The sequence below is a fragment of the Sphingobium aromaticiconvertens genome (assembly GCF_037154075.1).
In the GTDB taxonomy this organism is placed as follows: Bacteria; Pseudomonadota; Alphaproteobacteria; order Sphingomonadales; family Sphingomonadaceae; genus Sphingobium; species Sphingobium aromaticiconvertens.
On the sequence record NZ_JBANRJ010000001.1, the window covers coordinates 4,901,972 to 4,927,364 of the forward strand.

Below are 25,393 nucleotides of genomic sequence, written 5' to 3' on the forward strand. Positions count from 1 at the left end.
ATAGTCCTGAAACGCAAAAAGGCGGCCCCCGCCGGGCCGCCCTTTGCGAGGTTCGCCTATACAGGGCGGGGACGACCAGCGTCAACCCGCGCCAACAGGATGGTTTAGCCTATCTGGTCCCAGGCGTCTGCGATCTCCGCCACCATGATCCGGGCCTGATTAACGGGCGCCGCATCCTGATCGCGCGCAGCCAGAAGCATGAGGCGACGTGCCTCGCGATAGATTTGCGCCAGACCGATGGCGATGTCGCCGCCCTTGTCGAAGTCGAGGCTGGATTCGAGCGCAAAAAGGATCGACATCGCCCGCGCATGCTTGTCCGACACTTTGAGCCGGTCATTCTGGCGCTCGGCCAGCGCGGCGGCATCCATCGCGATCAACAATTCGTCGAACAATACCTTGACCAGCGCGTGGGGGCTGGCGCCCTCGATCCGGCTGCCCGCATGGACCGCAGCATAGCGCCGCATCGCCGTTCCACCCGCATAGCCCTGATTATAAAACATTGTCTGTCGTCCCCGATTTCAAATTATCTTTTAGCTGTCGCTGCTGCTGTTCCAGGCCGCGATCTGCTGCTCCAGATAGCTTTGCGTCGCCTTCATCGCCGTGAGGCGTGATTCCATCTTCGAATAGACGGCGGTCAGCTGCGTCTGGTAATTGGCCATTTGCGTATCGAGCTTCTCCAGTTGCTCGGTCAGCGATTCACCCAGCTTGGCATATTTTGCCTGCGCCGAGGCAAGCGACCCGTCCTTGACCTGTATCCGGTCGCGCACGCCATCCATCAGGCCCGCGAGGCCCGGATTGGTCGCCTTGGATACGGCCGGATTGAGCATCTGGGTAATAGCCGTGGGGTTGGCCGCAATCGCCTTGTCCAATAGGGCAGTGTCGAGCTTCAGCGTACCGTCGCGATTGGTGGAGACGCCAATTTCGGACAATGTCTTATAGGCGCCGGTCGTGGCCATCCCGGCGGAGGTCATCTGCGACAATTGCCGCTTCATGTCCCGAACCGCCGGATCGCCCGCCAACACCCCCGAGGTCGAGGAATCAGCGCCCGCGGCGCTGGCGGTATTGAGACCCTTCATCAGCGTATTATAGGCGTTGACGAACTCCACCATCAGGTCGCGCATGCTGGTGGTCGGCTCGCTCTTGGTCAGCGAGACATCCGTGCCGGGCGCCGCCTTGTTCAGGTCGATCCGCATGTTGGGAATAGCGGTATCGATCGTGTTGCTGCTGTACCGCTGTTCCACGCCGTCCAGCTGGATGATGCTATCCTGCGCTGTCGCCAGCTTTTTCATGGTGCCGCTATCGGTGCCGTCCCAGGCGAATTTGGCCAGATCGGCGTCGCCCGTCGCATTGGTCAGGGTGAAGTTATTCGCTTCACCGGTCGCGCCCTTTATCACCAGCCGCGTGCCCTGATTGTCGGTGATAACCGTGGCGGTGACGCCCGCATTGGCGTCATTGATCGCCTTGGCAAGGCCGGTATAGCTATTGTTCGCAGAGGTGATTTCGATCGGGACATCAGCGCCGGTGCCGACCTTCAGCGTCAATGTGCCCAGACCCACAGTCGAACTGGCGGTCGCGCCGCTGACCGGCGTGGAAGCCAGCGTCTGGGCCGAAGCAAGCTGCTGAACCCGCAGTTGCGCGGGCAGGCCCGTAATCTCGCCGCCCGGCAGCAGGCTGACACTGGCGATGCTGGGATCATTGGAAAGCGGCGTGCCGGAATAGCCTGTACCCGCCAACAGGCTGTTCAGCGCGTCAGCGAAAGTGTCGAGCGAACTGGAGGCCGAACCCAGCGCGGAAATACGCGCGCTGTTCAGGCTCTGCCGATCGGTGATCACCTTCTGCTTGGGATCGCGCACGGCGCTGACGAGGTTCGACACCAAGGCGCCGGTGTCGATACCGGAGCCGATGCCCAGCGACGATCCGATACTGCTGCCAACTGAGGTCATACACCCGTCCTTTCAGTGATGAAGAACGGCCCTAGCGCCAAGACCTTTAGGAAAGATTTTCAAGAGGTACGCGCACGCAAAAGAGCGCACGCACCGTCAATCTATCAGACGACAGCCGAGAGCGCAGCGTCCACCGTACCCACTCGCAGGTGCGCCTGGGCAGCCTGTGCCTGCGCCGCCTGATCCACCATCCGCCGCGCCAGCAGGGCGACCTGTTCGACCTGTTCCTTGCTGGCGGGGGGCAGGGGTACAATGATGATGGGGGCGGGCATCAGCGCCTGAATGGCGGAGGCTGCGCCATCGACGCTCATGCTCGCGCCGCTCGAACCAGCACGCAGATCGGCAAGGATGTCGGCAATGCGGGCGTGAACGCTCACATATTCGGCGGCGCTGGCCATTTGCTCCTCGGGCTGGGCCTCGATAGTAGCGGACGCCTTTGCGACGGGCTGGGGCTGGGTTGCCGGGCGGGGTGCAAGGTCGGGCCTTTGCCCATTCGCTTCGACCGACTGAACGGACATCACGGCAGACGGGGCACGGGTTGCCACCCGATCGACCGGCGAAATCTCGCTGCGTGAAAAATATTCGTTCATGACGCACTATCCTAATGCGTCCCCATGAAGAGAATACGGACAGACAATCCTAAACTTTAATTCACCGTTTCTTTCTTTTCGAGCTTTTGCCCTTCGGCATCGAAGCGCAGATCGTCGGGCACGGTGATGAAGGGGCGGTCCATTTCGGTCGCCATCTTGTTTTCCACCCGGAAAACAAAGGCAAGGACTGTCGCCACCGCCATGTACAGGCCTTCATCGACGACCTGTCCATTGCGCGACGTGAAGTAGATGGCGCGCGCCAGTTCGGGATATTGCAGGATCGGCACCGCGTTGCTGTCGCCCAGTTCGCGGATGGCGGCGGCGATCGCATCGCGACCACGGGCGACGACGATCGGGGCCTGATCACGGCCCGGCTGATAGCGTAGCGCGACCGCGAAATGGGTCGGGTTGGTCAGGATGACGCTGGCTTCCGCCACCGCCTTGCGGGTCGATCCGTTCATCACCTCAAACTGGCGGCGGCGCAGATGGCCCTTGGCCTCGGGCGAGCCTTCGCTTTCCTTATGCTCGTCCTTGACCTCCTGCTTCGACATGGCGAGGCGCTTGCCGCGCTGGAAAATCTGCGCGGGCACGTCGATGCCCGCGATCAGGAACAATGTGCCCGCCATGATCAGGCAGGTCATGATGAACATATTGCCAAGGTCGGCCATCGCCGGAACGAGGCCCGCCTTGCCCAGCCCGACGATCGCGGTCATCCGGTCCCAGATCATCCACACGCCGATCGCCCCCAGCAAACCCACCTTGGCGATGGATTTCACCAGTTCGGTCAGCCCCTGCATCCCGAACATGCGCTTGAAGCCGGAAGCGGGATTGAGCTTGCTCATCTTGGGCGCGAAGGCGCCGGTGCGGAACCCCATCGACCCCAGCAGCGCCGGTGCGGCAATCGCGGCCAGCAGGGTCGCCAGCATGATGCCACCGACCGGCATGGCGATGCCCGACAACAGGTCGATACCCCGTTCCGCAGGTGAGAAATCGACGATATCCTCGCGCTTGAACCGCAACGCCTCGATCAGCATTTCGCGCAGCGCGCCCACCAGCGACGGCCCGGTCACGGCGATGCAGCCGATGCCGGCCATCACCACCATCGCCGTGCCCAGATCGCGCGACTGAAGGATGTCGCCCTTCTTGGCGGCGTCGTCCAATTTCTTCTGGGTTGGTTTCTCGGTCTTGTCACCGCCGCCGTTGGAGCCTGCCATGTCAGCGCGCCCCTTCCGAAATGCCGCGCGCCTGTTCCAGCCCGGCCTTCAGCGCGGCGGTAATCCCCTCCCCCATGACCGGCGCGGCGACGGCCAGCAGGACAAGGCCCGCCATCAGCGCCACCGGCATCCCCACGGCGAACAGGTTGAGCGCCGGCGCGGTGCGCGCCAACATGCCCATCACCAGTTGCACCAGGATCAGCGCGAAGGCGACCGGCAAGGCTATTGTGACACCCGCGCCCAGCAGCGAACCGCCGAACCGCACCAGATCCCACACCGCGTCATTGCTCATCATCGCAGCCCCCGGCGGCAGCGCCTGATAGCTTTGCACGACGAAGCTCACCAGCATCAGGTGGCCGTCCATGCTCAGCAACAGGAAGGTGGCGAGGATGGAGAGATATTGGCCGATCACCTGGGTCGACTGGCCCGACTGCGGATCGACCATCGCGGCCATGCCAAGCCCCATGGCGTTGCCGATCGTCTCGCCTGCGACGAAGGCGGCGGCATAGCCGATCTGGACGGCGAACCCCATGGCAAGACCGGCCAGCACTTCGCCCGCGATCAGCAGCACCCCCTCTATGCTGGCAATGCCGTCCTGCGGCAGTTGGATGGTGACGCTGTTTAGCGCAGCCATGCCGAGCGCGAGGGACAGGATCAGGCGCAACTGGATCGGCACGGAGGGCGCGCCGAAAATGGGCGCGGCGATGAAGGCGGCGCCGGGCCGGATCATGGCGATCAGCCAGAGCCATAGCTGCGCTTCGACGCCAACGAAGCCCGTCGGTATCACTGGAGCAGGTCCGGAATACGCTCGAATATCTCGCGCGTGAAATCGGCGATCAGGATCATGATCGACCCGCCGAACAGCGCCAGCATCCCGCCCACGATCAGCACCTTGGGAATGAAGGACAGCGTCGCTTCATTGATCGAGGTCGCGGCCTGCACCATGCCGATCAACACCCCGGCGATCAGCGCGGGGATGAGGATGGGGGCCGCCGCAAGCGCGGTGATCCACAGCGCCTGCTGCGCCAGCCCCATGAAGAAATCGGCATTCTCCATCGCCCCCGCCTCAGGTCGCGAAGGAGCCGGCGAGCGACCCCATCGTCAGCGCCCAGCCATCGACCAGCACGAACAGCAACAGCTTGAACGGCATGGAGATGATCGTGGGCGAAAGCATCATCATGCCCAGCGCCATCAACGTGGACGCCACCACAAGATCGATGATGAGGAAAGGCAGAAAGATCATGAAACCGATCTGGAAGGCGGTCTTCAACTCGCTGGTTACGAAGGCGGGCAGCAGGATCGAGAAGGGAATATCGTCGGGCGTGCGGAAGGCGGGCGCCTCGGCCAGACCCTGGAACAGTTTAAGGTCGCTTTGCCGCGTTTGCTTGGTCATGAAGCCGTGCAGCGCCTTGCCCGAGCGGCCGACCGCTTCCTCGATCGTGATCTGCCCCTTGCCATAGGGATCATAGGCCTGCGCGTTGATCTGGTCGAGCACGGGCCGCATCACGAACAGCGAGAGAAAGAGCGCGAGGCCGACCAGCACCTGATTAGGCGGGGTCTGCTGAAGGCCCAGCGCCTGCCGCAGCAGCGACAGGACGATGATGATACGGGTGAAGCTGGTCATCATGAGAACGAGCGACGGCAACACCGTCAGCAGGCTCATCAGGATCAGGATTTGCAACGACAGCGACAAAGGCTGGCCGTTGCCGGACAATGTGCCCATGGCGCGGGTCAAGGCGCCGCTGTTGTCGAGCGGCGGAGCGGCGGCAGGAACCGCCTGCGCCAGCGCCGGTTCGACCAGCAGCAGTCCGGCGGCGATAACCGCGCCGCCGATCAGGAGAGCGCGACCGCAGCCCCTTTCACCGGACACGCTTTCACCGGACACGGGGCGCATCGCCTTCCGCGATCTTCTCGATCCGGCCACGGGTGACGGAAAGCAGGATCTTCTTCCCCTCAAACTCCACCACGGCCAGCTTGCCAAAGGTGCCCATCGGCAGTGCTTCCAACACTTTAAGCGCGCGGTCATTCTGGCCAACCATCATGCCGGGCTGATATTTGCGCCACAGCCACAGCGCGCCAAAGGCCATGGCCGCGACCATCGGCAGCAGGATCAACAGTTTAACGAAATACCAGAACATGCCCGCGCCCCGCGACTACTATGGTTAATGCGTCATGCGTTCAGCAAGAATGAAGCGCAAGGCAAGCGTTAAAAACAGGCCTTGCGATCAATTGCGCCGCTCGACCCCCGCCAGCCGCGTTTCGGTGGTGGCGATGTCGACGATACGGATGCCATAGCGCCCGTTGACGGTCACGACCTCCCCCTTTGCGATCAGCGCGCCGTTGACCATGATGTCCAGCAGGTCGTCGGCCTGACGATCCAGTTCGACGATGCTGCCTTCGGCCAGGTCCATGACCTCCGCCAGACGCAGCGAGGTGGATCCGACCTCCACCGACATGCGGACGGGAATATCGGCCAGCAGGCGGAACTGACGGCTGCTGGCCATGCGGGCCAGGCTGTCTTCGGCCACTTCGATGCGGGGGGCGTCGCTCATGTCACTCATTGGTCTGATCCCTGTACAAGCTTTTCAATCTGGAAGGCGGCGCGGCCTTCCTGTTCGCCGATGGTGCCATGGGCGAGAATACGGTCGCCGACGATCAGCGGCAGGCTGCGGCTGATAGTGACCGGGATCACGTCCCCGGCCTTTAATTGCATGAGGTCCGCCAGCGAGAGGTTGGGGCGCGCCAGCACGGTGCGGGCGGGCAGGCGGATGTCGCGCATCTGGCGGGCGATGCGAGCCTGCCAGATGGGATCGGCCGGGCCATCCTCGTCCGGCAAACGCGTGCCCATCAGCGCCTCTACCCCGCGCAGCGCGGCAAGGGGGAAGATCAGGTCGATCGGCCATTCGGCGTCCCGCGTGATGCTGACGGTGAAGCGCTGGAGCACCATCTGTTCGCCGGGCGCGGCAGAGGCGGCGAAGCCGACGCCCGTCTCCCGCGCGATCAGGCTGGGTTCGATGGTAAGGATTTCGCGCCAGCAATCGACCATGCGGGCCATGATGCCATCCGACAAGCGAGTGATCAGCCGGTCCTCGGTCGGCGTGAATTCCCCGCGCGAGGGCAGCGGGCGGTTGCCGATCCCGCCATAAAAACAATCGACCAAAGTCGAAATCATCGCCGCGTCCATCCGCAGCAACACAGCCCCCTTGAGCGGCGCGCAGCGATAGGTGCCAATGCTGGCGACGGCGGGCACCTGGCCGGACCAGTTGCTGAAATCCAGCAGTTCGGCGCTTTTGGCGACGATGTTCGGGCGCACGCCCGCGATCGGCTCGATGATGGCGCGCAAATGCCGGCCGAGCTTTTCGCCCAGCCGGTCCACGCCCGACAACATCATCGGCGCCTGCGCTTCCCCTCTGCCCAGGGCAAAGGTTTGAACGTCTGTCATTTCGGTCCCCTGCCTTTCAGGTCAGGGGACTTCCCGACCATCAGACAGCGCTATTGAATAACGAAATTGGTAAAATAAACGTTATCAACGCCGCCATAGCCGGTCTTCTGCTTGAGCACATCGTTGATCACAATACGGATTTTCTTTTGCAGATCCTGCTTGCCCTGGGGGGTCGCAAGCGCCTCCTGCGGCTGTTGCGCCAGCATCATCAGCACCTGACTGCGAATGGCCATTTCATGCGTTTTGAGCGCTTCGACCACACGCATGTCATAATAAGTGGAGATGGCAATGCTGATCTGGGCGAAGGCATCCGAGTCCGCCATGTTGGACGTAAAGGGCGCCTGCATCTGGAAGTAAGTCGCTTGATAAGCGGTGGGATTTTGCGGCGCAGGCAGGTCGATGCCCTTGCCCGGCGCGTGACCACCAGACACGCCATGCTCGCCCTCAGGCGCGGCATGGGCTGTCGCGATCGCCTCTGCATCCTCCCCCTTCAACACCAGCACGGGTTTGTTGGGATCTTCCTTCGGCCCCTCATCCTTCGGACTGAACGCGCCCGCGGCATAGAGGCCTCCAGCCGCGCCAGCACCACCCAGAACCAGCCCGACCAGCAGGATGATGATGAGCTTCATGCCCCCACCCTTTTTTTTCTGCTTCGGTGCGTCGCTCATCTTTTACGTCCCCTGATTGGTCCCCGACTCACGCATAGCGAGCGCGGCTGGCGGCTCGACGCGCACCTGTCGCCTCGCCCTCGCGCGAGTCTGCTTGGGGTAGAACGGCAGAGTCCGGCCCGGTTTTATGGTTGCCGGAAAAATTATCACGATGGCCGGAGCGGTTCTGGCCCATGCCTTGTGAGAGGCCCTGTCCCTGGCCCTGACCCATCGCCTGCGACCCGTTCTGGGTCTGATTCTGGGACTGGCTATTGGACCCTGACTGCTGCTGCCCCGCACTGTCGGAACGTTGCGCTTCGCTGATCGTCCCACGCTCGACCCGCAGGTCCGTGATCTTCATCGCGACAAGCGCCGCGTCCGCGATCAGGCGGTCGCCATCGGCCTGCAACGCCTGCTGCGCGGCGTCGCTCGCGACGGTCAGGCTGACCGAGGCGCCCGTGGCGCCCGGCCGGATATCGACCTGCACCGCGCCCAGATGATCGGAACGAATCTGGAACCGGCCCTGCGCGCCAATGCTGGATAAGCTGGCGATGTCCTTAGCCAGACCGTCGATCCACTGTCCCTGCACGCCCATATCGACGATCTGCCCGGCAATCGTCCCGCCCAGATCGACGGCCGCTGGCATAGCCTGGATCGGGCCGATAGCGACTGCGGGCGCAGATGCGATGGCCGGGGCTGGAGCGAGTGTGACGAGGGACGCGGCGGGAGCACTGTCGGCAACAACCGGATCGGCTGTGCGAGGGGCAGCGACGGGCGAGGCCCTCTCCGTCGATGCACCGCCCTCGCGCCGGACGAAATGCTCGCGCACCAGCTGGAGCAGGCTCAGTGCTTCCGACTTTACGGTCGCAGATGCGTTCTGCACCGGCATGGCGATCGGCTGGGTCGTAACATCGACCGGCCTATCGATGGCGGGAACATCACTCAGCACGGACAGCGCGGGTTCTTTCGCGGGCGTCCCGATGGTGGTCGACACCATGATCGGCGCGACCATCGGTGAAGCGACAGGGACCGCCGTCGTGGTCGGCACCTGCTGCATCACGGGCAGCGCGGCTGGCGCTGATTGCGGCACCTTTACCGACGCCTTCATGGCAGGCCTGCCAACCGCTATTGCCTCGCCAGATAGGACTGGGCCGGTTGCATTGCCGCGAGCTGGACGGGCAGCCGGGGCTGCGGGCACATAGTCCTGCGGCGCTGCTTCTGCTTGCGGCGCATCCGACGAAGGCAACGATCTTTCGGGCGAAGCCGGGGGTCGCGATCCTTCGACGGCTGGCGGGAGGGATGCGGGCGGAAGGCTCTGGTCGCTCTTACCGGCCACAGCCGTCGTTACAAGCTTTGCTTCCAGCGGCTCGGGCATCGCAGGAATGGCAGAACCAGGCGGCAGCACGATGGGCAGCGCGGGCTGAGCCGTGGTGGCGGCAGGCACGATGGGCATGGCTTCGCCAGCATCCGGCTTTGGCTGATCCGCATCCTCGTCGGCTTCGACCGGCGTCGTCTCGCCTTCAGTCTCAGCGATCGCTACCTCGGGCCGCCCCATGAGAATGGGTGCCTCTGTATCAGCGATCCTCGGGACCGGCGCAGGAGCGACCATCGGAGTGGACAGATCAGGCGCTTCGACAGGAAGGCCGGCACCGGGCGGCAGTGCCAAAGGATCGACAGGCGGCGACGCCTTCGCGTCCAACGGCAGCGCGCGCGCTTCGCCCTCGGCCGGTACCGGCAAGACAGGGTTGGGCATCGGCAATGCGCCACCCGGACCGGCCGCAGCAGGGGTCTGCGCGATCCCGCCAAGCAAAGCGGCAAAATCGCCCCCCTCTCCACCTGCGGATGGTACCGCAGCCGTTCCAATCATCGCTCCATGAGCAGGTGACGCGAACAGAAAGGCCTTCAGGCTGGACATCATGGTCATTCGGGCACCCCCCGTGCTTGCATCCGGCGATAGCGCGGGAGCGCCGCCAGTCTGTTCTCACGCCATGCCTCAAGCTGCGCATGCGCGCGCTCCTTGAGGCGGCTGGCAATTTCGCGCTCGCGACTGGCGGCGACGCTCAGATGCTGCTTGGCCTCCACCTTGCGCCGCGCATCGTAGAGCGCGCCATCCAGTTGCCGCCCGGCCTGCTCAAGCCGCGAGGCAAGTTCCTGCATCGCCGCAAAGGACGCACCGGTCGCCTCTCCCTCGGAACGGAACAGGTCGGCGCGCACGGCCCGCAGGCGGTCGGCATTATGGGCAATGCTGTTGGCTTCATCCTGCGCGCGAACGGTTTCCGCCATGGCCATGCTATGCTGGACATGACGCACGCGCAGCACGCGATGGCGGCGGTTGAGCATCCCCTTCATGCGCCAAACTCACGCATCAGCGCGCCCGCGCTGGTGTCGAAGTCGATGCGGCTTTTCTGATCCTGCCGCAGGAAATCGAGGATTTCCTGACGCCGCTGCACCGCCTCATCGATCACCGGATCATTGCCGGGACGATAGGCGCCCATCAGGATGAGGTCGCGATTTTCTTCATAGGCGGCCCACAGGCGGCGATAGGCGGCAGCGGCGGCAAGATGCTCGCGATCCACCACATCGGCCATCACGCGCGAGAGCGACTTGCCAATGTCGATCGCCGGGAAGATCGCCTGTTCGGACAGGTGCCGCGACAGCACGAAATGCCCGTCGACAATGGCGCGGGCGGCGTCCACGATCGGATCGTCGGTATCGTCGCCATCAGCCAGCACGGTGTAGAGCGCGGTGATCGACCCGCCCGAGCGCACATCGACGCCCGCCCGCTCGACGAGGCGCGGAATGAGCGACAAAGCGGAGGGCGGATAGCCCTTCATCGCGGGCGGTTCACCCAGCGCCAGGCCGATTTCGCGCTGGGCATGGGCGCAGCGGGTCAGGCTGTCGATCAACAGCAGCACTTTCTTGCCGCGTGCGCGGAAATATTCGGCGATGGCGGTGGCGCGCGCAGCGGCGCGCAGGCGCAGCACCGGCGGATGGTCGGCGGGCACCGCGACGACGATGCTCTTGTGCATCGTATTTTTGAGCTTGGTTTCCAGAAAGTCGCTGACTTCGCGTCCACGCTCGCCGATCAGGCCTACGACGACGATGTCGGCCTCTGCCCCGTTGATCATCTGGCCCATCAGGACCGACTTGCCGACGCCCGACCCGGCGATGATGGCGATGCGCTGGCCCCGCCCGGCGGTCAGCAGCGCGTTGACCGCGCGCACGCCAAGGTCGAAAGGCTCGGTGACGCGCCCACGGTCGAGGACATTGCCTTTGACCCCGTTCAAGGGCCAGATGCCCCCGGCGATAATCGGTCCCTTGCGGTCGAGCGGCTGGCCCATCGCGTCGATGACGCGGCCAATCAGCCCCTCGCCCACCTGCACCATATTGGCCTGGGCATCGGGTTCGACCCGCGCGCCATTTTCCAGCGGCGCGTCATTGTCGAGCGGCACCAGCAACGTGCGGTCGCCGCGAAAGCCCACAACCTCCGCCCGGCAGATCGTGCCGTCACTGGCGATCACCCGCGCGCCCGCGCCTATGGGGCGGCGAAAACCGGTGACTTCCAGCATTCCGGCGTCATGGCTGGACAGGCGTCCGACATGGCGGGGCTTCTGGTTTTGAATCTGGAGATGGTCGAACAGGCCTTCCGCCTGCGCCAGCGCAGCGCGGATCATGGACGCCCTTCCATATCGGCGAGCATGGCATAGAGGCGGGCGAGGCGCACGTCCGGCCCATCCTCTATCCAGCCATCGGCCGTGTCGAGCCGCACGCAACCGCGCTTCATCTGCGCATCGGCAACGACACGCACGCCCAGATCAGCATGATCGACCAGCGACAGGTCGTCGGGATGCAGGTGCAAGGCGCCCTGCTTCTCGCCTTCCTCGACCATGGACGCGACGGCATCGCAACGCGATTGCAGCAGCCCGGCGTCAATCTCCACCTCGCCCACAATCTGCTCGACCAGCCGGATGACCGCCGCCGACAGCATGGAGGACAGCGTGCCCGATGGCGCAGGCGCCAGCAGTTCCAGCGCCTCGGCCAGCCGATGGGCGGCGTCATTCTCCGCCGTATCGGACTCGCGCGTCACCCGGCAGCCTTCATCGAAGCCATGGGTAAAGCCTTCGATCCGGGCGCGCTCGACCGCGTCGCCCTCATCGTCCACGTCCATCATCGGCGCGGCGCGCATCGTCGCCGTCTGCGCGCCCGGAGGGGCGGAATAGAGGCTGCGGAAGCCCCCCTCCGCCGTGCCCAGCATTGCGCCGATGCCGATGCTGGCGATGTCGCCCATATGCTCGGCGCCCCAGATCCTAGACAAAGTCGTTCCCCTTGCCACCCAGCATGATGGTTCCCGCGTCGGCCATGCGGCGCGCGGTGGCGATGATCAGTTTCTGCGCGTCGATGACTTCGGCCAGACGCATCGGCCCACGTTCCTCGATCTCGTCGGCGATCGACTGCGCGGCGCGGGCGGACATGGAGCGGAAGATCTTGCCCTTGAGCATGTCGTTTGCGCCCTTGAGCGCCACGACCAGCACCTGGCTGTCGACCGTGCGCATCAACGTACCCATATTCTTTTCGTCCATGTCGATGAGGTTGTCGAAGACGAACATCTCCTCCTCGATGGTCTGGGCGATGATCTTGTCACGCTTGGCCAGCGCCTTGATGATCCGCTGCTCATTGTCCTTGCGGACATTGTTCATGATTGCCGCCGCCTCGATCGTGCCACCCCGCTGGGAAGCCGCGCCCTGCTTCTTGGCCGGCGACCCGCGCAGCAACAACTGCTCAAGATCATCCAGCGCCTCGCCCGCGACCGGACCCAGCGTCGCGATGCGATAGACGATCTCTTCCTGATATTCGGTCGGCAGCAGTTGCAGCACGTCGGCTGCGACCGGCGCGTCCAGATGCGCCAGCACGATCGCCATGATCTGCGGATGCTCCAGTTCTATGAGCGCCGCGATTTCCTTGGCATCCATCCATTTCAGCATTTCAAGCTGGGTCGAACGCGTCGGCGGCGTGATCCGCGCCAGCATATTCTCGGCCCGCTCCTCGCCCAACGCCTTGGTCATGGCGCCCCGGATATGCCGGGTCGCGCCATAGCCGATGGTGGTGCGCTTCTTCGCCTTGTTGACGAAATGGTCGAGCGCCTCGTTCACTTCCGAAACCTCGACATCGGCGACATCGTACATGGCATAGCCCAGTTGGCGGACTTCGTCGGGTTCAAGGCGCGACAGGATTTGCGCGGCCTCGTCCTCGTTGAACAGCATCAGCAGGACGGCGGCGGCGGCGCTGCCCTTGAGGGCTGGCTGCGGCATGGTATCTTCAGCAGCCTCAGGCATTTTCCTTCGCCTTTCCTTCTTTCAGGAGGTCGCGGACGACCAGGGCGGCGCGGTCGGGGTCCTGCTTCACGAAATTGCGAATGAGGTCGGCGCGCTGGGCATAGTCATGAGTGGAGGAGATCATGTCGAGCGTCACCGGGCGCGCGGGGTCGGGTTCCTGCACCGCCGAGCGGGTCATTTCGGTCGAAATCTCACGGCCAAGGCGCTGGCCCTGTTCCGCGACCTCAGTAGCGGCCTCCTCTTTCGCGACCGCCCGGCGCTTGAGCAGCGGGCGACCGATGCCGAAGATCAGCAACAGGGCGACCAGCAGGGCCGACACATTGCGCACCAGTGGCGATACCCAGTCGGCCTCATACCAGGGCGCGACTTCCTCGACCGGCTTGATGAAGCTGCGCGAGGAGAGGGCAACCACGTCACCGCGCGCCTGATCGAAACCGACTGCGCCCTTCACCAGGGCTTCGAGCGCCGCGATTTCCTGCGGGCCGCGCGGCTTACCATCGGCGCCATTGTCGAGCGCGACGGCGACCGACAGCCGCTTGACGGTGCCTACCGCGTCGCGAGTGACGGACACTTCACGGCCAAGCTCGAAGCTGCGGTTGAAGGTCTCCTGCGTCTTCATCAGCGGATTGGGCGGCGTGCCGGGCTGGGCTTCGGCTGTCGCCTGCCCCTGCTGCACGGCTTGCCCGTTGGGGTTAGTCGCGGTGGTAGTCGGGTTGACCGGCGCCTGATTGCTCAGCGCACCGGGAATGCCTCCCGCCTCGCCACCCTTGCCGCCACGCTCGTCTGACGCCCAGCTACCGGTTTCGACGCGCAACCGCGCCTCATCCTGCGGATAGGTTTCGCGGGTTGCCTGACGTTCGGCGAAATTGAGTTCAGCATGCACCTCGGCGGAGAATTTGTCGGTGCCCAGGATCGGCGTCAGCAAGGCCATCACCGACTGGCGATAGCGATCCTCGATCTTGGTCTGGACCGCCAGTTGCCGGTCATCGCCCGCATTGCTGTCGTTGTCGCTCAGCAGGCGGCCGTTTTGATCGACCAGCGAAATGTCGCCCGGATTGAGTTCGGGGACCGAGGACGCGACCAGATGCACGATGGCGCTGACCTGCGCGTCGGACAGGGTTCGGCCGCTGGCAAGGCGCAGCATGATCGACGCGGATGGCTTGACCCGGTCGCGCAGGAAAACGCTGGGCGGTTCGACCGCCAGATGCACCTTGGCGCTTTCGACATTGTCGATCGCCTCGATCGTGCGGGCAAGGTCCATTTCACGGGCAGAGCGCAGCTTTTCGCCCTCCACCGCGCGGCTGGCGCCCATCGGCAGGCTGTCGATCATGCTGTTGCCGTCAGGCGCGCTCTTGGGCAGCCCCTGTGCGGCCAGCATCATCTTGGCCTTGAAATAATCATCTTCGCCGACCGTCATCGCGCCCGAGCTGTCAAAGCCATAGGGCACGCCATTCTGATCCAGCACCTGCGCGACCGCCGACTTGTCGGTATCGGGCAAGCCACGGAACAGGTCGCGCTGCGGCGGTTCGCGCAGCGCCATCCAGGCAAGGCCAGCCGCCGCAACGACACCCAGCAGGCCCATCATGGGCAGGCTTTTGGCCACGGCGGGCTGTTTGATAAGACCCATGAAACGGGCGCGCATGGCGTCGACGCCGCCCACGCCCGTAGGCAGGGTGGTGGCGGGAAGCGCCGGCCGGGCGGCAGCGCCGCCATCGATGGTGAGTGCGTTGTCGCTCATATCATTATACCGGCATGCTCATGATGTCCTTGTAGGCGGACAGGAGTTTGTTGCGGACCTGAAGGGTCGCCTCGAAGCCGACAGAGGCCTGCTGCTTGGACAGCATGACCGCCGCGATATCCGTGGTTTCGCCACGTTCGAACGCGGTGGCCGCCTCGCCCGCCTGGGCTTGCAGACCGTTGACCTGCTCCAGCGCGGATTGCAGCGCCTGGGTGAAATTGCCCGGCTTGGTTGCATCCGCGCCGCCGATCCCGGCTGCACCCCCGGCATTGCCGGTCTGCGCGACGTCGCGCAGGGCCGCGTTTTTTTGCAGGATGGCGTTGCGGATCGCCATCACATTGTCCGCTGAGGATATGCCGTTGATCGCCATGATCTACGCCCCCTTATGCTGCGGCCAGCTCGCGCATCTCGGCAAGCCGATAGCGCAAGGTGCGTTCGGAAATGCCCAGCTTGCGGGCGGCGGCGGCGCGGTGGCCATCCGTTTCGCGCAGGGCGTGGCGGATCGCTTCCAGCTTCGAATGGCGCGCCACATCCTGAAGACGGACGGGCGCGGACGAGACGGGGGTCGTGACCAGCCGCACCGGCTGCGGCGCGGCGGTGATGTTCAGGTCTTCGGCCTCGATCCGGTCGCCCTCGCGCAACACGATCGCGCGCTGAAGGACGTTGCCCAACTCGCGGGCATTGCCCGGCCAGATATGGTGGACCAGCTTTTCCATCGCCTGCGCCGTCGGCCAGACGAAGGAGGCGTTTGCCGCATCCTGCTGACGCAGCAGCAGCGCGGCGGCGATGGCGGCGATGTCGCCGCGACGCTCGACCAGCGGGCGCAGCTCCAGCGGCATGACGTTGAGGCGCCAGTACAGATCCTCGCGGAACCGCCCCGCCGCGCATTCGGCGGCAAGGTTGCGGTTGCACGCGGCAATGACGCGGACGTTGACGGGCACCGGGTGGGTCGCGCCGACAGGGAGGACTTCGCCTTCCTGCAACGCGCGGAGCAGCTTGGCTTGCAGCGTCAGGGGCAGTTCGGCGATTTCGTCGAGGAACAGCGTCCCGCCGTCTGCGGCCAGGAACAGGCCTTCCGACGCATTGGCCGCGCCCGTGAAGCTGCCCTTGCGATGCCCGAACAGCATCGCTTCCATCATGGTTTCGGGGAGCGCCGCGCAGTTGACGGCGATGAAGTCGCGGCCCGAGCGGCCCGACTGGGCGTGAAGGAAGCGCGCCATGCCTTCCTTGCCGGTGCCGGTGTCCCCCTGAATAAGCACGGTGGCGTCGCTGCGGGCGATGCGGCTGGCCAACGTCATCAAACGGGCGCTGGACGGATCACCGACCGCCGGGATGGAGCCACGCACCAGTTCAGCGATCAGGGCAAAGGCAAAGCCCATATCCTCAAGGCCAAAGGCGATGCGGGCGGGCAAGCCATTTGCAGCATGCAGCAAGGATGGCGTGCCCTCGCGCACGTCGATCAATATGTCGCGATGGGTGGCATGCGCGATCTCGGTCGTCAGCAGCACCCGCGCCTCACCCTTTTCACGCGGGGAGGCGGCATCCACCAGCCGGACGTCGTAAAAGGCATTTTCGAGCCAGTGCTGCAAACCCGGTACGAGCGCGCAGACCCTGTGACTCATGTCCAGTGATGGCATTAACAGTCCCCATATGTCGGTCCGTTCCGTGCCCCCGCACATCCCGGCCCTCCTTCGATGAGATCAATCTGCCCGTTTGTGGTTATCAAAGAGTTAAATTGCCGGTCGGCTTGCCGCATAGCGGCAATTTTTTTCCGCCCTTGCCCCGCAACATCCGTCCGATAGCGCACTCTAGATACTATGCGCGCGCGTGGAGGGCCGAAAAATGCTTGGCTCCAACAAAAAAATGGACGCCCCCCTAAAGCAACTTTTCCCCCTGTCGTTATTCCCCCTGAGGCCGCAAGCACACAGCATGGCAGCGACCTGATCTTGAAGTGAATGGAAAGGGAAACCCCATGACTGTTATCGGAACCAACACCGCCGCTCTGCGCTCGACCAATGCATCGACCGCTGCCAACAAGTCGCTCTCGACCGCGATGGAACGCCTGTCGACCGGCAAGCGCATCAACAGCGCGAAGGACGACGCCGCCGGCCTCGCCATCGCCTCCAAGATGACGGCTCAGGTGCGTGGCATGACCCAGGGCATCCGCAACGCCAATGACGGCATCTCGCTGGCGCAGACCGCTGAAGGCGCGCTGGGCGAAGTCACCAACATGATGCAGCGTATGCGTGAACTGACGGTCCAGGGCCTTAACGGCACCAACGACACCAAGGCGCAGGCCAACGTCAAGACCGAAATCGACGAACTCGGCAAGCAGATCAACGACGTCATCACCAATACCGAGTTCAACGGCAAAAAACTGTTCACGGCAGCCACCCCCTCCGTTGTTGTCCAAGCGGGCGCCAATGCTTCGGACTCGGTCACCATCACGCTGGGCCTGCTCGACCTGACGGCCGTCGCCACCGCAGCCGGCGGCGCACTGAGCGGCACCGTCGCTGCCCCCGCCTTCGTGGCTGCTGACCTCGCCGCCTATGATACGGCGCTGGAAACGGTGGCAACCAAGCGCGCTGAACTGGGTGCCGTGCAGAACCGCCTGGAATCGACGGTCAACAACCTGAACAACAATGTCGCCAACCTGACCGACGCCCGCAGCCGCATCGAAGATGCCGACTTCTCGGCAGAATCGACCGCCCTCGCAAAGGCGCAGATCCTCAGCCAGGCGTCGACCGCGATGCTGGCCCAGGCCAACCAGAGCCAGCAGGGCGTGATGAGCCTGCTCCGCTAAGCGGCAGGCATGAATTGATCGGCTGAGGTTTGGTCACCTTGCAGCCGATCATGTTTCCCGGCACATTAACGGTCCCCACCGTGCCAGGGTAACGACTTCGATCGAACGACCAAAACGAAGCCTCCGTCCCCCCGGGCGGAGGCTTCATCCATTTACAGCGTTCCGGCAGCGCAGCGCCTCTTTCCATCGCCAGCATGCTTGCAATGCGGCGCCATGGCTCCAAGATGGGGGCATGACCATGATAGATCGCCGCGCCATGATCGCGGCTTCCGGCGCGGCCCTGTTGCTGCCCTCTACCCTGCTGGCGCAGGATGACGTCCCCTTTTCCTGGGAGGCGCTGGTCGGCATGGCCCAACGGCTTGGGCGAACGCCCTTTGTTGCAACGCCTGCCTATCCCGGCGCGGAGAAGGTCGGTTATGACGCGCTCCATCAGGCGCGGTTCCGTGACGAACGCACGCTGTGGGGCGACCTGCCCGGTGATGTCGCCGTCCGCTTCTTCCCCTTAAGCGGCACCGCGCCGCAACCAGTGACCATCCATATCGTCGAAAAGGGTCGCGCACGCGAAATGCGCTACGATCCCACCCTGTTCGACGCACCGGCGGGCAATGCGGTCGCAGCGCTTGGCGCCGACGCCGGTTTCGCGGGCTTCCGCGTAATGAACGCCGCCCGCGATGCCGATTGGCTGGCGTTTCTGGGGGCCAGCTATTTCCGCGCGGCGGGCGCGCAGAAACAATATGGCCTGTCCGCCCGCGCCATCGCCATCAACACCAGCAAGGGCGACGAGGAGTTTCCGCGCTTCACCCGTTTCTGGCTGGAACGAACGGCGGCCGACACGCTCACCGTTCACGCCCTGCTGGACGGGGCGTCGATCACCGGCGCCTTCCGCTTCGTCAATCGCTTCGGCAAAAACGGCGTGACGCAGGATGTGACGGCCGCCCTCTTCCCGCGCCGCGCAATCCCGGAACTGGGGCTGATGGCGATGACCAGCATGTTCTGGTATGATCAGGCGAACCGCACGGTGGGCACGGACTGGCGGCCGGAAATCCATGACTCGGACATCATGGCCTATCGCGCGGCGGACGGCAGCGCCCATGCCCGGCCGCTCATCAATCCCAAAGCGGCGCACACCAGCGTCTTTGCCGAACGCAACCCCAAGGGCTTTGGCCTGATCCAGCGGGACCGGGATTTCGACCACTATCAGGATGACGGCGTCTTCTACGACCGCCGCCCCTCCCTCTGGGCGACGCCCGGCTCAGCGCTGGGCACGGGGCAGGTCCGGCTCTTCGAATTTCAGACAGACAGCGAATATACCGATAATGTCGTCTGCTACTGGACACCCGCCGCCGCCGTTCGCCCCGGCAAACGGATCAACGTCACCTATAGCCTGAACTGGGGATCGACCGAACCCGCCCCCACTCCTGCGATAGCACGGGTCGTCAACATCTGGCGCGGCACGTCGAGCGAAGCGGGCGCGACCCGGCTGGTCGTGGACTTTGCCGGTATCGGGGCCAGTATCGGGGCCGGTATCGCAGAGGGTACCAAGCCGGATGTGTGGGCCGAAATCACTGACGGGACGCTCATCAAGAAAGCAGGCTATCCGGTATTGGGGCAGCCGGGCCTCTATCGCATGGTCCTCGACCTGCGCCCCGATGGGACCGGACCGGCCGATGTGCGCGCGCAATTGCGCGGCAAGGGGGTGGCGCTCAGTGAAACGGTCCACTATCCCGTCGGCGCATGAGGGAACCCAAGGCTTTATCAGCGGTTAACCTGGATTGGGTTGATCGGGTAGAAGGACGCCATGATGGCGAATGGCGGGACCATGCCGATGCACGGTAAAGGACGGGAGGACGCACCGGCGCCTCCGCGCGCCTATGAGAATGTGCCCGCTGAAACGCCCATCGCCATGCCCGAACAGGATTTTCGCGCCGTGCCCGAACGGCTGCCCGGCCCGGCGCTGGACATCGACGTGCTCGCACGGCGGATGCTGGTCGTCATCATGGCCCTTATCCCAGCCTCCATGGCCGCGCATGAAATGCGCCGTTCCATCGGTCTGGATGGCATCTCCTTCTGGGAGGGCGTCTATCTCGCGCTTTTCATCCCGCTCTTTGCCTGGATCGCCTTTGGCTTTGCGACCGCGCTCATCGGATTCCTGCTGCTGACGATTGGTCAGGGGCGCGGGGTGAAGGTGTCGCGCCTGCCCCTGCCGTCCGCGCCGCTCAAAGGACGCACCGCCATCCTGCTGCCGGTGTGTAACGAGGATTTTCTGGGCGTGCTTGGTCGCCTGTCGATCATGGAGCGATCGCTGGCGCAGGTGATGGGCGGCGAGCGGTTCGAATTCTTCATCCTCTCCGATTCCAATATCGACAATGGCGCGATCGAACGACAGGCCTATGAAGAGATGCGCGCCGCCTTTTCCCGCCCCGTCCATTATCGCCGCCGCGCGATCAATACCGGGCGAAAGCCGGGCAATATCCATGAATGGGTGACGCGCTTTGGCGGCGGCTACGATCATATGATCGTGCTGGACGCTGACAGCGTGATGAGCGGCCAGACCATGGCCCGCCTTGCCGCCGATATGGAGCGGCACCCCCATGTCGGCCTGATCCAGACCGTCCCCACCGTGGTCGGCGCAGCGACTTTGTTCGCGCGCTGGCAGCAATTCGCCAGCCGCCTTTATGGTCCGATTTCCGCCGCCGGCATGATCTGGTGGGCAGGTGCGGAGGGCATGTTCTGGGGCCACAACGCCATCGTCCGTGTCCGCGCCTTCGCGCAAAGCTGCGGCCTGCCCGAACTGGGCGGGCGCGCACCCTTCGGTGGCCATATCATGAGCCATGACATGATCGAGGCGGCGCTGCTGCGGCGGCGCGGCTGGGACGTGCATATGGTCACAGCCGATGACAGTTTCGAGGAGTTTCCGCCCGCCATGCCCGACCTCTTCACCCGCGATCGTCGCTGGTGTCAGGGCAATATCCAGCATGTCCCGCTCATCATGAAGATCGCCGGGCTGCATCCGGTCAGCCGCTTCCAGCTCACGGTCGGCGCCTCCGCCTATCTGACCTCGCCGCTATGGCTGGCGCTGATCCTTGTCGTGCTGGGCGGCGCATGGGCCAATTTGTGGCCAGCCAGCGCGATCCTGCCCGATGGCAGCCTGCTGGCGCTGACCGCTATGTTGCTGTTCGGGCCAAAGATATTGGCGATGATCTGGGCGATCGCCGATCCGGCACGACGCATCGGCTTTGGCGGCGCGGGACGGATGAGCATGGGGGTGTTCGTCGACCTCATCCTGTCGATCCTGATGGCGCCGGTCAGCATGTTGACCCAGACCATGAACCTTTTCGGCATCCTGATGGGCCGCAAGAGTAGCTGGAACGGCCAGACCCGCGATCGCGACGGCATGGCGCTCCATTCGGCGATCTGGCTGTTCAAATGGCACATCATGCTGGGCGTCGGCCTGACGCTGATCGCCATTCAGGCCAATTCGGCGCTGGGCTGGATGATCCCGGTAGTCGCGGGCCTGATCGCCGCACCTTTGCTGGCGGCAATCACCGCGCGCAAGGATCTGGGCAAGGCAGGCGAGCGGATCGGACTGTTCCAGGTCGCCGATCCCTGGTGGCGAAGCCAGAATTACCGCCCGCTACGCCACCGTCACATGCCGCGCATCGGTCGGGCGGACAAGGTGCCAAGCCCGGCGAATGATGGGTAGACTATCGGTTCTGCGGTGAGCGGGCCGAATGCGACCGCTATGGACCAGAAATGGTCGGATCCGAGTGAATTGCCTCGCCCCGTAACCTGCCATTCCTCCAGCTTCTGGCCGATTTGCGTGTTTGTCACATCCTTCCGTCATTGCTCTGTGGGCGGAACTGACCCAGGACATAATTATGGAAAATCTCGTAACCGCCTTCACAGACCCGACCGCGCTAGCAGCATTGGTCGCCCTTGTCGTGATGGAGGTCGTGCTTGGAATCGACAATCTCGTCTTCATCTCGATCCTCACCAACAAGCTGCCCGAGCAGCAGCGAGCGAAAGCGCGGCGAATCGGCATCGGGCTGGCATTGGGCATGCGACTGGCGTTGCTGTCGATGATCGCATGGATTGTCGGCCTGACCGCGCCGGTGTTCAATCTTGGCATTGTCGGCTCGCTCGACCAGCACGGCCTGCCGTCGTTCGAGACGCAGTTTTCCTGGCGCGACCTGATCCTGATCGCGGGCGGCCTGTTCCTGATCTGGAAAGCCACTAAGGAAATCCATCATACTGTGGACCCTGTCGAATCCGATGACCTGCTGGAAAAACGAAAAGGTGCGGCGACGCTGACCTTTGGCAGCGCGATCGTTCAGATCATCCTGCTCGATGCTATCTTCTCGATGGACTCCATACTGACCGCAGTGGGGATGACCGACAATCTTGCAATCATGGTTATCGCCGTGATCGTAGCCGTGGCAGCCATGTTGCTCGCTGCCGATCCGCTGGCCAATTTCATTGCCCGCAATCCTACCGTCGTGATGCTGGCGTTGGGTTTCCTGCTGATGATCGGCGCGGTGCTTATTGCCGACGGCTTCGGGATTCATGTGCCGAAAGGCTATATCTATGCTGCCATGGCTTTTTCCACGTTCGTCGAGATTCTTAACATCTTATCCCGACGGACACATGCGCGGCGATCGACTAAGAGATAGGCCATGGGCGGCCCCATGCGGCATCGATGTTCCGCAATGATCGGCACAGGCACAAACTTATCCTGTGCGACACGATACTGATGTCCGCGCTAGTGACGCTCGTTCCAGATAGCGACCGTCCGCTATCCACCCTAATGGTCACAGCCCACCCCCGTCAGTCGTCCCAATCGCGCAATTTCTCGCGCATCTTTTCCAACGCCGATTTCTTGATCTGGCACACCCGCGCCGCGCCGATGTCCAGCGTCTGGCCGATTTCCTCAAGGTTCAGTTCCTCGACGAAATAAAGTTGCAGCACCATCGCCTCGCGCTGGGGCAGTTCGCCGATGCACTGGGCCATCGCCTTTTTCAGCGATTCGCGTTCCATGACGTCGTCGGCCCGATCCTCGACATCGGCGAACCACATCGACTGGTCCGAATAGACCTCGTCCATGCTCATCTGCTGCACCATTTCGGCGCCGTCGGCGAGTTCGCGATAGGCGGACGGGTCCAGTCCCATTTCGGCGGACATTTCCGGTTCGGTCGGCATCCGGCCCAGCCGCTGTTCCAGCCGTCCCCGCGCCGCGCCCAATTCCTTGCGCCGCGCCATGGCGGAGCGGCAGAGCGTCGCCTGTTTGCGCAGATGGTCGATCATCGCGCCGCGCACGCGCAATTGCGCATAGGCGGCAAAGCCAAGGCCGCGATCCTCGAAACTGTTGGCGGCCTCGACCAGCGCGACCATGCCGATCTGCAACAGATCCTCGACCTCGATCGCGCTCGATACCCGGCCATGGACGTGCCAGGCGATCTTGCGGACCAGCGGCATGTAACGGCGGGCGAGCTGTTCGGGGCTGTTGGCGGCGCCCGCGCGACCATAGGTGTCGCCTGCGCCGGCCATGACCTTCTTCATATACATGGGTCGGGTTCTCCTCAGGCGGCGCGCGCGGGCAGCGCTTGCGGGCTGCGCGCTTCACCGCCGACCACGGCGATCACTTCGACGCCCTTGCCGTCGGGTATCTCCAGAAAGGAGAGGACCGGCGTTTCGGGCAGATGCGGCTTGAACAAACGGGCGAGCGCGCGGCGCGCGACCGGCGAGGTGACGATCGCGAAGCTGCGCGCCTGCCCCAATATGGGCCGCGCGGCATTGACCACCGCTTCGATGATGCGGTTGGCGAGTGCAGGTTCGATCGGGTGCCGGGCGTCGCCCGCCAGCCGCATGGCTTGTGCCAGCAGCGCTTCCAGATCGCCGTCCAGCGTGATGACCGGCAGCGGCATCTTCACCGGGACCAGCCCCTGAATGATGAGCGAACCGATCCGCTGACGCACCGCCTCGACCAGTTGCTCATGGCTATAGTCGGGCCGGCAGGCGTCGATCATCGCCTCACAGATGCGGCGGAAATCCTTGAGCGCGATGCCTTCGGACAGCAGCGCGCGGCACAGCGCCGAAATCTGGGCGAGGGAAAGCATCGCCGGGGTCAGGCCATCGACCAGTTGCGGCGCGCTGTCCTTCAATGTGTCGAGCAGCTTGCGCGTCTCGTCGAGGCCGAACATCTCGGCCGCATTCATCGCGATCAACTGGTTGAGATGGGTGGCGACCACCGTCGGCGGATCGACCACGGTATAGCCCGCGACCACCGCTTCGGACCGTTGACCCGGCGAAATCCAGACCGCATCGAGACCGAAGGTCGGGTCTTTGGCCACGCGGCCCTGCACTTCACCCTCCAGCATGCCGCTGTCGAGCGCCAGCAGGTCTTCGGGCCAGATCTCATCCTCGCCGACGACGACACCCGCGATGGTGATGCGATATTGATTGGGTTCCAGCGCCAGATTGTCCTTCACCCGCACCATCGGCACGACGAAGCCCAGTTCCTTGGATAACTGGCGGCGGATGCCGGTGATGCGCGCCATCAGCGGCGCGCCCTTGCGTTCGTCCACTAGAGCAATGAGGCCATAGCCGATCTCCAGCCCCAGGATCGCGCCGTCCGACACGTCGTTCCATTCGATGATCGCCGGGTTGGCGGGCGGCGCCACGGGTTCGGGTTCGTTCGCCTTTTCCTTGGCCGTTTTGCGAAGCTGCCAGGCGATGAAGCCCGCAAAGCCCGCCGCGGGCAGGATGATCATGTGCGGCATGCCAGGCAGCACGCCAAGGAAGGTTAGGATCGCCGCGACCGGCACCCAGGCGCGGCCAGAACCGAACTGGCCCGCAATCTGGCCTGACAGGTCATCCTCGCTCTTGACGCGGGTGACGATGGAGGCCGCCGCGATCGACAGCAGCAGCGCCGGGATCTGCGCCACCAACGCGTCGCCGATGGCGAGTAGAATATAGGTCTGCGCGGCTTCGCCCATCGACAGGCCGTGGCTGACCACGCCCAATATGATGCCGCCAACGATGTTGATGACGAGGATCAGGATGCCCGCAACCGCGTCGCCCTTCACGAACTTGCTGGCGCCGTCCATGGAGCCGTAGAAATCCGCCTCCGTGCCCACTTCGACGCGGCGCAGCTTGGCTTCTTCAGGCGTCAGCAGTCCGGCGTTGAGATCGGCGTCGATCGCCATCTGCTTGCCGGGCAACGCGTCCAGGGTGAAGCGCGCGCTGACTTCCGACACGCGGCCCGCGCCCTTGGTGATGACCACCAGGTTGATGATCATCAGGATCGCGAACACGAAAATGCCGACGACATAGTCGCCGCCGATCAGAAAATGGCCGAACGCTTCGATGACGAGGCCCGCCGAGTCCGATCCTTCATGCCCCGACACCAGCACGACGCGGGTGGACGCGACATTGAGCGCCAGCCGCAGCAGGGTCGCGAACAGCAGCACCGTTGGGAAGCTGGAGAAATCGAGCGGCTTGGCCGCGTTCAGCGCCACCATCAGCACCGCGAGCGAAATCATGATGTTGGTGATGAAGCCGATGTCCAGCATGACCGCCGGAACCGGCACCATCATGAACAGCACGACCATCAGCGTCGCACAGGGCAGCACAGCCCCCTTGGCGGCGCTCATCCAGATCTTCGCTTTGACTTGGTTGGGGGTCATT

Annotated in this window: 25 protein-coding genes; 4 read left to right on the top strand and 21 right to left on the bottom strand. The window is 64.0% G+C overall.

The window, feature by feature from the left end; genetic code table 11:
- Positions 1-104: 104 nt before the first annotated feature.
- From WFR25_RS23825 to WFR25_RS23915, 19 genes are all read right to left on the bottom strand, one after another.
- Positions 105-500 carry a flagellar export chaperone FliS gene (locus WFR25_RS23825; RefSeq protein WP_336974288.1) on the bottom strand — a complete coding sequence of 132 codons (396 nt, stop codon included), beginning with the start codon at positions 498-500 and terminating at the stop codon, positions 105-107.
- A gap of 30 nt (positions 501-530) precedes the next feature.
- Positions 531-1,943: a flagellar filament capping protein FliD gene (gene fliD, locus WFR25_RS23830; protein WP_336974289.1), complete on the bottom strand. Its 1,413-nt coding sequence runs from the start codon at positions 1,941-1,943 to the stop codon at positions 531-533.
- Positions 1,944-2,047: 104 nt separating this feature from the next.
- On the bottom strand, positions 2,048-2,533 hold the full coding sequence (locus tag WFR25_RS23835) for a hypothetical protein (RefSeq protein WP_336974290.1): 486 nt from the start codon (positions 2,531-2,533) through the stop codon (positions 2,048-2,050).
- Positions 2,534-2,589: 56 nt separating this feature from the next.
- The gene (locus tag WFR25_RS23840) at positions 2,590-3,747 is read right to left on the bottom strand and encodes an EscU/YscU/HrcU family type III secretion system export apparatus switch protein (protein WP_336974291.1); all 1,158 of its coding nucleotides are present in this window, start codon (positions 3,745-3,747) and stop codon (positions 2,590-2,592) included.
- 1 nt (position 3,748) lies between these two features.
- Positions 3,749-4,534, bottom strand: a complete 786-nt coding sequence (fliR, locus tag WFR25_RS23845) for a flagellar biosynthetic protein FliR (protein ID WP_336974292.1) — start codon at positions 4,532-4,534, stop codon at positions 3,749-3,751.
- Complete coding sequence (fliQ, locus tag WFR25_RS23850; protein ID WP_336974293.1) at positions 4,531-4,803, bottom strand: flagellar biosynthesis protein FliQ; 273 nt, start codon at positions 4,801-4,803, stop codon at positions 4,531-4,533. The genes fliR and fliQ overlap by 4 nt, the downstream gene beginning before the upstream one ends.
- A gap of 10 nt (positions 4,804-4,813) precedes the next feature.
- Positions 4,814-5,581: a flagellar type III secretion system pore protein FliP gene (gene fliP / locus WFR25_RS23855; RefSeq protein WP_419723222.1), complete on the bottom strand. Its 768-nt coding sequence runs from the start codon at positions 5,579-5,581 to the stop codon at positions 4,814-4,816.
- Positions 5,582-5,621: 40 nt separating this feature from the next.
- Positions 5,622-5,885, bottom strand: a complete 264-nt coding sequence (locus WFR25_RS23860; RefSeq protein ID WP_336974295.1) for a FliO/MopB family protein — start codon at positions 5,883-5,885, stop codon at positions 5,622-5,624.
- A gap of 87 nt (positions 5,886-5,972) precedes the next feature.
- The gene (gene fliN, locus WFR25_RS23865) at positions 5,973-6,308 is read right to left on the bottom strand and encodes a flagellar motor switch protein FliN (protein ID WP_336974297.1); all 336 of its coding nucleotides are present in this window, start codon (positions 6,306-6,308) and stop codon (positions 5,973-5,975) included.
- A complete protein-coding gene (locus tag WFR25_RS23870; RefSeq protein WP_336974298.1) occupies positions 6,305-7,189 on the bottom strand; it encodes a flagellar motor switch protein FliM in 885 nt (294 codons plus the stop codon). Before WFR25_RS23870 ends, fliN begins: the two co-directional genes overlap by 4 nt.
- Before the next feature lie 50 nt (positions 7,190-7,239).
- Positions 7,240-7,857: a flagellar basal body-associated FliL family protein gene (locus tag WFR25_RS23875; RefSeq protein ID WP_336974299.1), complete on the bottom strand. Its 618-nt coding sequence runs from the start codon at positions 7,855-7,857 to the stop codon at positions 7,240-7,242.
- Positions 7,858-7,885: 28 nt separating this feature from the next.
- Positions 7,886-9,760 carry a hypothetical protein gene (gene fliK, locus WFR25_RS23880; RefSeq protein ID WP_336974301.1) on the bottom strand — a complete coding sequence of 625 codons (1,875 nt, stop codon included), beginning with the start codon at positions 9,758-9,760 and terminating at the stop codon, positions 7,886-7,888.
- The gene (locus WFR25_RS23885; protein ID WP_336974302.1) at positions 9,757-10,185 is read right to left on the bottom strand and encodes a hypothetical protein; all 429 of its coding nucleotides are present in this window, start codon (positions 10,183-10,185) and stop codon (positions 9,757-9,759) included. Before WFR25_RS23885 ends, fliK begins: the two co-directional genes overlap by 4 nt.
- Positions 10,182-11,510: a FliI/YscN family ATPase gene (locus WFR25_RS23890; RefSeq protein WP_336974305.1), complete on the bottom strand. Its 1,329-nt coding sequence runs from the start codon at positions 11,508-11,510 to the stop codon at positions 10,182-10,184. Before WFR25_RS23890 ends, WFR25_RS23885 begins: the two co-directional genes overlap by 4 nt.
- A complete protein-coding gene (locus WFR25_RS23895) occupies positions 11,507-12,151 on the bottom strand; it encodes a FliH/SctL family protein (protein WP_419723182.1) in 645 nt (214 codons plus the stop codon). Before WFR25_RS23895 ends, WFR25_RS23890 begins: the two co-directional genes overlap by 4 nt.
- Positions 12,144-13,169 carry a flagellar motor switch protein FliG gene (gene fliG / locus WFR25_RS23900; protein WP_336974307.1) on the bottom strand — a complete coding sequence of 342 codons (1,026 nt, stop codon included), beginning with the start codon at positions 13,167-13,169 and terminating at the stop codon, positions 12,144-12,146. The genes WFR25_RS23895 and fliG overlap by 8 nt, the downstream gene beginning before the upstream one ends.
- Positions 13,162-14,907 carry a flagellar basal-body MS-ring/collar protein FliF gene (gene fliF, locus WFR25_RS23905; protein WP_336974308.1) on the bottom strand — a complete coding sequence of 582 codons (1,746 nt, stop codon included), beginning with the start codon at positions 14,905-14,907 and terminating at the stop codon, positions 13,162-13,164. The genes fliG and fliF overlap by 8 nt, the downstream gene beginning before the upstream one ends.
- Positions 14,908-14,911: 4 nt before the next feature.
- Complete coding sequence (fliE, locus tag WFR25_RS23910) at positions 14,912-15,271, bottom strand: flagellar hook-basal body complex protein FliE (RefSeq protein WP_336975031.1); 360 nt, start codon at positions 15,269-15,271, stop codon at positions 14,912-14,914.
- A 19-nt stretch (positions 15,272-15,290) separates the two neighbouring features.
- Positions 15,291-16,544, bottom strand: coding sequence for a sigma-54 dependent transcriptional regulator (locus WFR25_RS23915; protein WP_336974309.1), 1,254 nt, complete (start codon positions 16,542-16,544; stop codon positions 15,291-15,293).
- A 335-nt stretch (positions 16,545-16,879) separates the two neighbouring features.
- Here WFR25_RS23915 and WFR25_RS23920 point away from each other — a divergent pair, with 335 nt between their 5' ends.
- The 4 genes from WFR25_RS23920 (at position 16,880) to WFR25_RS23935 (ending at position 22,380) form a co-directional block, all read left to right on the top strand.
- Entirely contained in the window at positions 16,880-17,710 is an 831-nt protein-coding gene (locus WFR25_RS23920; RefSeq protein WP_336974311.1) for a flagellin N-terminal helical domain-containing protein, read from the top strand.
- Between the two features lie 232 nt (positions 17,711-17,942).
- Positions 17,943-19,448 (top strand): OpgD/OpgG family glucan biosynthesis protein, encoded by a 1,506-nt coding sequence (locus WFR25_RS23925; protein ID WP_336974313.1) that lies wholly within the window; start codon positions 17,943-17,945, stop codon positions 19,446-19,448.
- A 60-nt stretch (positions 19,449-19,508) separates the two neighbouring features.
- On the top strand, positions 19,509-21,413 hold the full coding sequence (mdoH, locus tag WFR25_RS23930) for a glucans biosynthesis glucosyltransferase MdoH (protein WP_336974315.1): 1,905 nt from the start codon (positions 19,509-19,511) through the stop codon (positions 21,411-21,413).
- 175 nt (positions 21,414-21,588) lie between these two features.
- On the top strand, positions 21,589-22,380 hold the full coding sequence (locus WFR25_RS23935) for a TerC family protein (protein WP_336974316.1): 792 nt from the start codon (positions 21,589-21,591) through the stop codon (positions 22,378-22,380).
- A gap of 154 nt (positions 22,381-22,534) precedes the next feature.
- Here WFR25_RS23935 and WFR25_RS23940 read toward each other — a convergent pair whose 3' ends face one another.
- Together WFR25_RS23940 and flhA are read right to left on the bottom strand one after the other, a co-directional pair.
- A complete protein-coding gene (locus tag WFR25_RS23940) occupies positions 22,535-23,272 on the bottom strand; it encodes a FliA/WhiG family RNA polymerase sigma factor (protein WP_336974318.1) in 738 nt (245 codons plus the stop codon).
- 14 nt (positions 23,273-23,286) lie between these two features.
- A complete protein-coding gene (gene flhA / locus WFR25_RS23945; protein WP_336974319.1) occupies positions 23,287-25,392 on the bottom strand; it encodes a flagellar biosynthesis protein FlhA in 2,106 nt (701 codons plus the stop codon).
- Position 25,393 lies beyond the last annotated feature (1 nt).

Excerpts from the sequence above, each read along its gene's own strand:
- fliQ (WP_336974293.1), bottom strand. The coding sequence starts at position 4,803 with ATGGAGAATGCCGATTTCTTCATGGGGCTGGCGCAGCAGGCGCTGTGG.
- WFR25_RS23935 (WP_336974316.1), top strand. The coding sequence starts at position 21,589 with ATGGAAAATCTCGTAACCGCCTTCACAGACCCGACCGCGCTAGCAGCA.
- WFR25_RS23915 (WP_336974309.1), bottom strand. The coding sequence starts at position 16,544 with ATGCCATCACTGGACATGAGTCACAGGGTCTGCGCGCTCGTACCGGGT.
- WFR25_RS23875 (WP_336974299.1), bottom strand. The coding sequence starts at position 7,857 with ATGAGCGACGCACCGAAGCAGAAAAAAAAGGGTGGGGGCATGAAGCTC.
- WFR25_RS23840 (WP_336974291.1), bottom strand. The coding sequence starts at position 3,747 with ATGGCAGGCTCCAACGGCGGCGGTGACAAGACCGAGAAACCAACCCAG.
- WFR25_RS23920 (WP_336974311.1), top strand. The coding sequence starts at position 16,880 with ATGACTGTTATCGGAACCAACACCGCCGCTCTGCGCTCGACCAATGCA.
- WFR25_RS23835 (WP_336974290.1), bottom strand. The coding sequence starts at position 2,533 with ATGAACGAATATTTTTCACGCAGCGAGATTTCGCCGGTCGATCGGGTG.
- fliG (WP_336974307.1), bottom strand. The coding sequence starts at position 13,169 with ATGCCTGAGGCTGCTGAAGATACCATGCCGCAGCCAGCCCTCAAGGGC.
- WFR25_RS23885 (WP_336974302.1), bottom strand. The coding sequence starts at position 10,185 with ATGAAGGGGATGCTCAACCGCCGCCATCGCGTGCTGCGCGTGCGTCAT.
- WFR25_RS23890 (WP_336974305.1), bottom strand. The coding sequence starts at position 11,510 with ATGATCCGCGCTGCGCTGGCGCAGGCGGAAGGCCTGTTCGACCATCTC.
- fliN (WP_336974297.1), bottom strand. The coding sequence starts at position 6,308 with ATGAGTGACATGAGCGACGCCCCCCGCATCGAAGTGGCCGAAGACAGC.
- mdoH (WP_336974315.1), top strand. The coding sequence starts at position 19,509 with ATGATGGCGAATGGCGGGACCATGCCGATGCACGGTAAAGGACGGGAG.
- WFR25_RS23825 (WP_336974288.1), bottom strand. The coding sequence starts at position 500 with ATGTTTTATAATCAGGGCTATGCGGGTGGAACGGCGATGCGGCGCTAT.
- fliD (WP_336974289.1), bottom strand. The coding sequence starts at position 1,943 with ATGACCTCAGTTGGCAGCAGTATCGGATCGTCGCTGGGCATCGGCTCC.
- WFR25_RS23925 (WP_336974313.1), top strand. The coding sequence starts at position 17,943 with ATGACCATGATAGATCGCCGCGCCATGATCGCGGCTTCCGGCGCGGCC.
- WFR25_RS23940 (WP_336974318.1), bottom strand. The coding sequence starts at position 23,272 with ATGTATATGAAGAAGGTCATGGCCGGCGCAGGCGACACCTATGGTCGC.
- WFR25_RS23860 (WP_336974295.1), bottom strand. The coding sequence starts at position 5,885 with ATGTTCTGGTATTTCGTTAAACTGTTGATCCTGCTGCCGATGGTCGCG.
- flhA (WP_336974319.1), bottom strand. The coding sequence starts at position 25,392 with ATGACCCCCAACCAAGTCAAAGCGAAGATCTGGATGAGCGCCGCCAAG.
- WFR25_RS23870 (WP_336974298.1), bottom strand. The coding sequence starts at position 7,189 with ATGACAGACGTTCAAACCTTTGCCCTGGGCAGAGGGGAAGCGCAGGCG.
- fliK (WP_336974301.1), bottom strand. The coding sequence starts at position 9,760 with ATGACCATGATGTCCAGCCTGAAGGCCTTTCTGTTCGCGTCACCTGCT.
- fliF (WP_336974308.1), bottom strand. The coding sequence starts at position 14,907 with ATGAGCGACAACGCACTCACCATCGATGGCGGCGCTGCCGCCCGGCCG.